At 72.6% G+C, this 7,464-nt stretch carries 9 protein-coding genes and 1 pseudogene; 6 read left to right on the top strand and 4 right to left on the bottom strand.

What is annotated here, in order from left to right; translation table 11 throughout:
• Positions 1 to 9: 9 nt before the first annotated feature.
• The 4 genes from mqnB to ACY0I8_RS07320 are packed head-to-tail and all read right to left on the bottom strand — an operon-like array spanning position 10 to position 2,255.
• A complete protein-coding gene (gene mqnB, locus ACY0I8_RS07305; RefSeq protein ID WP_461394234.1) occupies positions 10 to 720 on the bottom strand; it encodes a futalosine hydrolase in 711 nt (236 codons plus the stop codon).
• Positions 713 to 1,816 (bottom strand): primase C-terminal domain-containing protein, encoded by a 1,104-nt coding sequence (locus ACY0I8_RS07310; RefSeq protein ID WP_461394235.1) that lies wholly within the window; start codon positions 1,814 to 1,816, stop codon positions 713 to 715. Before ACY0I8_RS07310 ends, mqnB begins: the two co-directional genes overlap by 8 nt.
• Positions 1,813 to 2,070: a hypothetical protein gene (locus tag ACY0I8_RS07315; RefSeq protein WP_461394236.1), complete on the bottom strand. Its 258-nt coding sequence runs from the start codon at positions 2,068 to 2,070 to the stop codon at positions 1,813 to 1,815. Before ACY0I8_RS07315 ends, ACY0I8_RS07310 begins: the two co-directional genes overlap by 4 nt.
• Complete coding sequence (locus tag ACY0I8_RS07320; protein WP_461394237.1) at positions 2,067 to 2,255, bottom strand: hypothetical protein; 189 nt, start codon at positions 2,253 to 2,255, stop codon at positions 2,067 to 2,069. Before ACY0I8_RS07320 ends, ACY0I8_RS07315 begins: the two co-directional genes overlap by 4 nt.
• Positions 2,256 to 2,438: 183 nt before the next feature.
• Here ACY0I8_RS07320 and ACY0I8_RS07325 point away from each other — a divergent pair, with 183 nt between their 5' ends.
• The 6 genes and pseudogenes from ACY0I8_RS07325 to ACY0I8_RS07350 form a co-directional block, all read left to right on the top strand.
• Positions 2,439 to 2,813: a Na-translocating system protein MpsC family protein gene (locus tag ACY0I8_RS07325; RefSeq protein ID WP_461394238.1), complete on the top strand. Its 375-nt coding sequence runs from the start codon at positions 2,439 to 2,441 to the stop codon at positions 2,811 to 2,813.
• 242 nt (positions 2,814 to 3,055) lie between these two features.
• A complete protein-coding gene (locus ACY0I8_RS07330; protein ID WP_461394239.1) occupies positions 3,056 to 3,433 on the top strand; it encodes a Na-translocating system protein MpsC family protein in 378 nt (125 codons plus the stop codon).
• Positions 3,430 to 3,924, top strand: a complete 495-nt coding sequence (gene purE / locus ACY0I8_RS07335; RefSeq protein WP_461394240.1) for a 5-(carboxyamino)imidazole ribonucleotide mutase — start codon at positions 3,430 to 3,432, stop codon at positions 3,922 to 3,924. Before ACY0I8_RS07330 ends, purE begins: the two co-directional genes overlap by 4 nt.
• 3 nt (positions 3,925 to 3,927) lie before the next feature.
• Positions 3,928 to 5,385: an acetyl-CoA carboxylase biotin carboxylase subunit gene (locus ACY0I8_RS07340; protein ID WP_461394241.1), complete on the top strand. Its 1,458-nt coding sequence runs from the start codon at positions 3,928 to 3,930 to the stop codon at positions 5,383 to 5,385.
• Complete coding sequence (locus ACY0I8_RS07345; RefSeq protein WP_461394242.1) at positions 5,385 to 7,061, top strand: acetyl-CoA carboxylase biotin carboxylase subunit family protein; 1,677 nt, start codon at positions 5,385 to 5,387, stop codon at positions 7,059 to 7,061. The genes ACY0I8_RS07340 and ACY0I8_RS07345 overlap by 1 nt, the downstream gene beginning before the upstream one ends.
• Before the next feature lie 170 nt (positions 7,062 to 7,231).
• Positions 7,232 to 7,464 (top strand): annotated as a pseudogene (locus tag ACY0I8_RS07350) (6-oxocyclohex-1-ene-1-carbonyl-CoA hydratase); the annotation flags it as partial.

Here is a 7,464-nt window from a genome sequence, read left to right on the forward strand (position 1 = left end):
TGAGCCCGGCTACCGGAGAAATGCAAGCACGGCCCTCTGGGCCCCCTCGGCCGCCTCCCGGAGTTTCCACGCGCGACGGTCCCTCGGCCCCACCCGGTTCGAGATGCCCCGGACCTCCCCGAAGGGGACCCCGAAGGCAAGGCACGCGTGCGCTGCGGCCGCCCCCTCCATGGTCTCGCACACGGCCCGGAACCGGCGGGCCAGCCGGGCGGCCCGCTCGGCCGTGCCGGTCACGGTGGACACCGTGATGAACCGCCCCTCCCGGGCCGGGGCCACGCTCCGGGCGGCCCCAAGGAGATCCCGGGCCAACGCCGGGTCCACCGGGAGCTCCTCGTACCACGCCTCGTTTCCCTGCCGCCACGACGGGAAACCCAGCGTCCGCAGGCCCCGCACCCCGGCCCGGGTCTCGGCCCCCTCGTCGCCGTAAGCCTCCCCGGTGGCGACGGCCAGGTGGCCCGGCTCGAGCCCGGAACCCGGGTAGGCGCCCCCCACCCCCACCGACACCACGGCCGACGGCCGAAGGCGAGGCAGGACGGCCCCCAGGCACAGGGCCGTGTTGACCTTGCCCACCCCGGTCACGACCACGGCCACGGCCCGGGCCCCGAAGCGGCCGGACCAGAGGGGCCAGGGCAGGTCCCCGGGTTCGGGCGAAAGCGGCCCGGTGAGGAGCCCCGCCTCGCCCGGGGTGGCCGCCACCACGAGGATCGGCGCCTCACCCATGGGCCCGCCCCGGGTGGTAGGGGCAGCGGGACCGTTCCGCCGGGGAAACCGGGCAGTGGGCCCGGATCAGGGGGTCGAGGCAGCCGTAGTGGTAAGGCGCAGCCGGCGCGAAGGCCGACCGCACCACATGGAGGATCTCGGCCTCGTCCAAGGGCTCTGGATTTCTCCGGTTCCAGTCCATGAGTGCGCCCTCCACCGCCTCGGCGGTCCATCCGCACTCCCGAAGCCACGAGGCGATCCGGATCGCCGTGTTGTTCCGGGCCCCCACGGGCGCCGGTTCCCCCAGCAGGGCCCGGCGGGCCGGACACTCGCCCCAGCCCGGCCCGGGCACGACGGCCGGCCGGGCCGCCGCGCGGCGGGTGCCCCGGGCCGCGGCCTCCCAGATCCCGCGGGCCGTCTCCGAGGGGGGAACGGTTTGCGCGGGCAGGAGGCCGAAGTCGGCCCCACCTCCCCTGGGCTCCCGGGCGGCCTCCCGGATCCGGCCCGGATCCTCCCGGAACAGTTCGTCGATCGTGAGGGGGATCTTGTAGAGCCCGGAGGCCTCGTGGCGGGTGTGGGCGAGCCGGAGGAGCCGGGTGCGGTCCCGAACCGCCGGGTCCACAAACCGGCCGGCATCCCCGAGTTCCCTGGCGAGCCGGCGGGTCAGCCGCCCCAGCACCTCGGGCGCCACCCGGCTGGGGGCCCAGAACCCGAAGGCCCGCAGATCCGTCTGCAGGTGGAACCCCTTCCGGCCGCTGAAGTACGCCCGCACCGCCGCCGGGGCGATGCCCCAGGGCCCGAGAAGCCGGTCCGCGACCCGGCGGGCGGCGTCCAGGGACTGCCCGAGGTCCGGGGCGTCGAGATCCAGGGTCCAGAAGGCCGCCCACACCGGCCCGTCGTACCCCGCCACCGTGGGCCGGCCCCGGCGGCGGCCGGCCTCCAGATGCTCGACAAGCCCCCGATCGAAGAGAAAGAGGCTCGCGTAGCAGCCCCAGGCGCCGTGGCGCCGCACCCACCGGGGCACCTCGTCCACCCGGACCACGCGGTTTCGGAACCCGGGCTGGCGGCGGGCGGCCACCTCCACCCAGACGAACCCGGCCTCCCGGGGCCCGGTCACGCCGCCTCCCGGACCTCCCGCTCCTCCATGGGCCGGTTGCAGCACACGAGTTCCGGGGCCTCCTGCCCCTGCCGCAGCACGGCCACCTCGGCGCCGCACACCGGGCACCGGTACACCGGAACCACACGCACCGGCTCCATGGGCCGGTTGCAGCAGTGGGGATCCAGGGCCGCGGTCGCCGCCTTGATCACCAGGATCTCGGCCCGGCACACCGGGCACCGGTACACCTGGCCCAACCGCACCGGCCGGCTCATTTCTTGGGCTCCACCGGCACCATGGGCTTCCCGTGGCATCGGGGATCCAGGGTGCCCATGCCCCCCTTCACCACCATGATCATGTTCGAGCACTCCTGGCACCGGTAGGCCGTGCCCACCCGGATGTGCCAGGCGCTCACCCACTCGTCCACGCTCCACTCGGGGCTCGAATACCGGTCCTGCATCGGATCCTCCTCGGAAGAGATCGTCTTGGAACCTCGGCTTATATCACATCGGCCGGGCCGGGCACGACCGGCTTGACCCCGGCCCCGGCCGTTCCGTACAAAGGGCGGCACCCTCCGGCCACGCGCTCGAGAACCGGGGGAACCGCCCCTGTCGGCCTGCGCCCAAGGCGCCACGGAGTCCCCATGCCCCATCCCTCCTCCCACGGTCCCCTCGAGGACGAGATCGCGAAGGCCCTGGTGCGGCTCGAAAAGGAGTACATGGGCCGCGGCCCCAAGGAGGCCTGGTGCCGGATCGTCGGCGACATGGTGGTGGTGCGCCTGCGGGGGGTGCTGACCCCGGCGGAGATCCACCTGGCCCGCACCGAAGGGGGTATCGAGCTCGTCAAGCGGATGCGCACGGCGCTCGTGGAATCGGCCCGCTCGCTGATGGTCCGGGAGTTGGAGGCCCTCACGGGGTGCGGCGTTGTGAGCGTGCACACCGACATCAGCACCCGAACGGGAGAGCGGGTGTTCGTGTTCACCCTCGATACCGAGCCCCAACCGGTTTCGGGGGCTTGACCGGATCGGGGAGCAACGAGTATAGATAGCGCCACCGTCAGCCGGAAGGGCTCCCCCGGGAAGCCCGGGCCGGAAGACGGGTGAAACACACAGGACCAGCCCGAACGGAACACGGGGCGTTGGCGCCCCGGGTACGAGACGGCCGGATCTTTCCCCACACGGGAGAGGTTCGGCCGTTTTTCGTTTTTCGAAACCGGACTGCCGGGGCGCCGACGCCTCGGCCGGGCCGGTGAGGGGAGATCGTGAGAGCGGATGCTGCGGGGCCCCAGACAGACCCGAGGGAGGCGCTGGGGCGGATCTACGCCCAGACCATGGGGGTGACACCCTCCCGGGTCGACGCCCTGTTCGGCCGGGGGTTGGTAGTGGCGGTCCTCTACGACGCCACATCCCCGGCGGAGCAGGACCTCTGCCGCCGGGAGGACGGCTGCCGCCTGCTGCGGGAGTATCTGTCGGCATGTGCAGCGGAGATGCTGCCCGCGCTCCAGGAGTTCGCCCACCGCCGAAACCTCGGCACGGCCCGGCGGGTCCAGATCGAGATCGTCCCCGACACCCCCCACAAACTCGTCACGGTCGTGTTCACCCCCTTGGAACGTCCCCGAGCGAAAGGAGGAGCGCTGTGAAAAAGGTGATCATCCTCACGGGAAGCCCCAACGACTGGCCGGTGATGAAGAAGGCCGCCGCAACCCTCAAGGAGTTCGGCGTGCCCTTCGAGGTCCACGCGGCCTCGGCCCACCGAGACCCGGAACGGGTGGCCCGGATCGCGGCCGGAGCCCGGGCCGAAGGGGCGGCGGCCCTGATCTGCGGGGCCGGCATGGCGGCCCACCTGGCCGGCGTGGTCGCGGCCCACACCACGCTCCCGGTGATCGGGGTCCCCCTCGCTTCCGGGGCCCTGGCCGGCCGGGACGCGCTCCTGAGCACGGTGCAGATGCCCCGGGGCATCCCGGTGGCCACCGTGGCCGTCGACGGCGCCGTGAACGCCGCGCTCCTGGCGGTGCAAATCCTCGCGGTGGAACACCCCGAACTGGCCGAGCGGCTGGAGGCGGCCCGGGCCAAGGACCGGGAGCAACTCCTGGCCGCCACAGAGCAGTTCCGGCGCGAACTGGAGGGTTGAGCCGTGTTCCGCAGGGTGCTGGTGGCGAACCGGGGCGAGATCGCGGTGCGGATCATCCGGGCGTGCCACGAACTCGGCATCGGGACCGTGGCGGTGTACACCGAGCCCGACGCCCACGCCGTGCACGTGGCCAAGGCCGACGACGCGATCCTCCTCGAGCCCGGCCCGGTGGCCGGGTACCTCGACGCCGAGCAGATCGCCGAAGCCGCGGTGAAAACCGGGGCCGACGCCGTACACCCGGGGTACGGGTTCCTCTCGGAGCGGCCGGCCCTGCCCCGGGCCCTGGAGAAGAGGGGCGTCGCCTTCATCGGCCCCCACGTGAACGCCATCGACACCATGGGCGACAAGGTGGCGGCCCGCAAGGCCGCCGAGGAGGCCGGCGTGCCCCTGGTGCCGGCCTCGCCGGTGCTCGACGACCCCAACGACGCCCTCGACTGGGCCGAACGCATCGGCTACCCGGTCATGGTCAAAGCGGCGGCCGGCGGCGGGGGTAAGGGGATGCGCATCGTGCGAAACCCCGAGGAACTGGCCACGGCATTCCCTCTGGCCGCCTCCGAGGCCCGAAAGGCCTTCGGTGACGGCCGGGTGTACGTGGAGAAGTTCTTGGAGGAGCCCAAGCACATCGAGATCCAGGTGCTGTGCGACCGCCACGGCAACCGGGTACACCTGGGCGAGCGGGACTGCTCCATCCAGCGCCGGCACCAGAAGCTCATTGAGATCGCCCCGTCGCTCGTCGTGGACCCCGTGACCCGGGAGGCCATGGGGCGGGTGGCCCTGGCCCTGTGCGAGCGGGTGGGCTACGACTCGGCCGGCACCGTGGAGTTCCTGCTCGACCGGGACGGCCGGTACTACTTCCTGGAGATGAACACCCGGATCCAGGTGGAACACACGGTGACCGAGATGGTCACGGGCGTGGACCTGGTGCAGGAGATGATCCGGGCGGCCGCGGGCCAGCCCCTCTCGATCCGCCAGGAGGAGGTGGAGATCCGCGGCTACGCCATCGAGTGCCGGATCAACGCCGAGGACCCCCGCCGGAACTTCATGCCCTCGCCCGGCACGATCACCCGGTACCTGTCGCCGGGAGGGCCCGGGGTGCGGCTCGACTCCTGCATCCACGGGGGCTGCGAGGTGCTGCCCTACTTCGACCCTTTGATCGCCAAGCTCTCGGTCTGGGGCCGCACCTGGGACGAGGCCGTCCGCCGCACCCGGCGGGCCCTCGACGAGTACGTGATCCGGGGCATCGAGACCACCCTTCCCCTCTACCGGAGGATCCTCCGGGATCCCGACTTCCTGAGCGGCCGGTTCACCACCTACTTCATGGAGCAGAAGATCGACGGGTTCGGCTACCCCGACCCGGCCGAACCCTGGGACCCGTTCTTCGTCACCGCGGCGGCGCTGTTCGGCCATTACCTGAGGGGCGGCCTGCCCGGCGCGGTGAGCCACCCGGGAGGCGATGTGTGATGCGGCCCGCGGAGCTTTTCGACTCCACCCTCCGGGACGCGGTGGGCAACTTCCTGACGCTCCACGTGCGTTCCGACGAACTCACCGACCTCCTCGAGGCCCTGGACCGCGCGGGGTACACGGCCATCGACGCCTGGGGCGGCGCCTCGTTCTACCCGACCATGGAGGTGCTCGGCGAGGACCCCTGGGAGCGGCTGCGGGCCGTCCGGCGCGCGGTTCGAAATACCCAGATCCAGGCCTCGGTCCGGTCCCGGTTCCTGTTCGGCACGCGCCCCGCCCCCTGGAGCACCGTAAAGGCCGTGCTCCAGCGGATCCGGGATCTCGGGGTGGACCGCCTCCGGGTGCTCGACCTGGCGACCCGCCGGGCCGACACCGTGAAGGTCGTGGAACTGGCCAAGGAGACCGGCATCCACGTGACCGTGGCCCACCTGCTCGACTGGTCCGACCTGGGGGATGCGCCCGAGGCCTTGGTCCGAGCGGCCCAGGCGTACCTCTTCGCCGGGGCCGACGCGGTGTCGGTGCACGACCCCTTCGGCATGCTGAGCCCGCCCCTGGCGGAGCGGATCGTCTCCACCTATCGGGCCCACTTCGGCGCCCCCCTGCGGGTGCACACCCACGACGTGAACCTCCTGGGCGTTGCCGCGGCCGAGGCGGCCCTCCGGGCCGGAGCCGCCGGGGCCGACGTCACGCTCTCGGCCGCGGCCTGGGCCTACAGCCCGCCCCAGACCGAGTCGCTCCTCATGGCCCTGAGGGGCACCCCCATGGATCCGGGCCTGGACCTCGGGGCCCTCGAGGAGGCGGCGGCGCTGTTCGAGGGGCTCAAGACCCAGAAGGGGTTCCGGTACCGGGCGGTGTACGGCGTGGACCACGGGGGCCTCTCGGGGCAACTGCCGGGGGTGGTGCGCCAGGCCATGCTGGAGGAGATCCGCCGGCACTCCCCCCGGCCCGACATGGACCGGGCGCTGGCCCGGTTCCGGCCGGTGTGGGAGGCGTTCGGCCGCCCGCCGCTCCTACGGCCCTTCCTCCAGGCCGTGTGCGGCCAGGCCGTGGAGGACGTGGTGTCCGGCCGGCCGTTCGCGACCCTGGCCCCCCAGGCCGTCCGGTACCTGGCCGGCGAGTTCGGCCCCCCCATGCCCGGGTGCCGGGCCGACCTGGTGGCCCGGGCGCGGGAGGCCCTTCCGGAGCCGGCCCGGCTGCCGGAACTCGACGACCTACCGGCCGAGGCCTTCGGGAGCGAGGACGACCGCCTCACCTATGTCCTGTTCCCCAAGGCGGCGTCGGCGTTCTTCGAGCGGCGGGCGGCCGGGGTCGCCCCCCGGGGACGCCCCGCGCCCTACCGGCTCGACCGGCCGGCCGAACCGGCCCAGCCCTCGGTGCCCCGGCAGATCTGGATCACCCGGTCGGGCGAGACCCACCCCGTGGCCCTCGAGGGCATGGGCCCCTGGGAGGGGAACCGCCGCCCCCTGTTCCTGCGGGTGGGGCCGCACCGGGCCCGGGTGGACGTGGAGTTCCCCCCGCCCGGGGGCACCCGGTACGTGATCCACCTGCACGGCAAGGCGTTCCCCGTGGAGATCGCCGAGATCCTGCCCCCGGGCGCCCGGAGCCTTCCGGTGGTGCTGCGGGAGGGGGAACACACCACCGAGGTGCTCTACTCCTTCACCGACCCGGCGAGGTGAGGGAAAGGGGGGAGGCTGGGAAGCTAGGAGGCCGGGAAGCTAGGAGGCTAGGAAGCTGGGAGGCTGGGAAGCGGGGAACACCGGGAACCCTCTCGGTGCGCCCGGCACCTCACCTCCCGACCGCAGACCGTTGACCGTAGACCGTAGACCGCATCAAAAGGAGGATCCCCATGAGTCTCGACTGGCTGCCCCGCGACAACGAACTCAAGGACCACCGGCTGTTCACGGGCAAGTACTGGGGCACGGAGCCCCCGTGCACCGTGTACGAGAAGAGGCCCCTCGTGGACCCCGACGGCAACGTGGTGCCCGACCTCTACGTGGCCTGGATCACCCTGAACAACCCCAAGCAGTACAACTCCTACACCACCGAGATGGTCAAGGGCGTGATCGCGGGGTTCAAGGC

The organism is Deferrisoma sp. (genome assembly GCF_054681715.1).

Bases quoted from the DNA above. Each gene is read 5' to 3' on its own strand.
- ACY0I8_RS07345 (WP_461394242.1), top strand. From the start codon at position 5,385: ATGCGGCCCGCGGAGCTTTTCGACTCCACCCTCCGGGACGCGGTGGGC.
- ACY0I8_RS07320 (WP_461394237.1), bottom strand. From the start codon at position 2,255: ATGCAGGACCGGTATTCGAGCCCCGAGTGGAGCGTGGACGAGTGGGTG.
- ACY0I8_RS07315 (WP_461394236.1), bottom strand. From the start codon at position 2,070: ATGAGCCGGCCGGTGCGGTTGGGCCAGGTGTACCGGTGCCCGGTGTGC.
- ACY0I8_RS07325 (WP_461394238.1), top strand. From the start codon at position 2,439: ATGCCCCATCCCTCCTCCCACGGTCCCCTCGAGGACGAGATCGCGAAG.
- mqnB (WP_461394234.1), bottom strand. From the start codon at position 720: ATGGGTGAGGCGCCGATCCTCGTGGTGGCGGCCACCCCGGGCGAGGCG.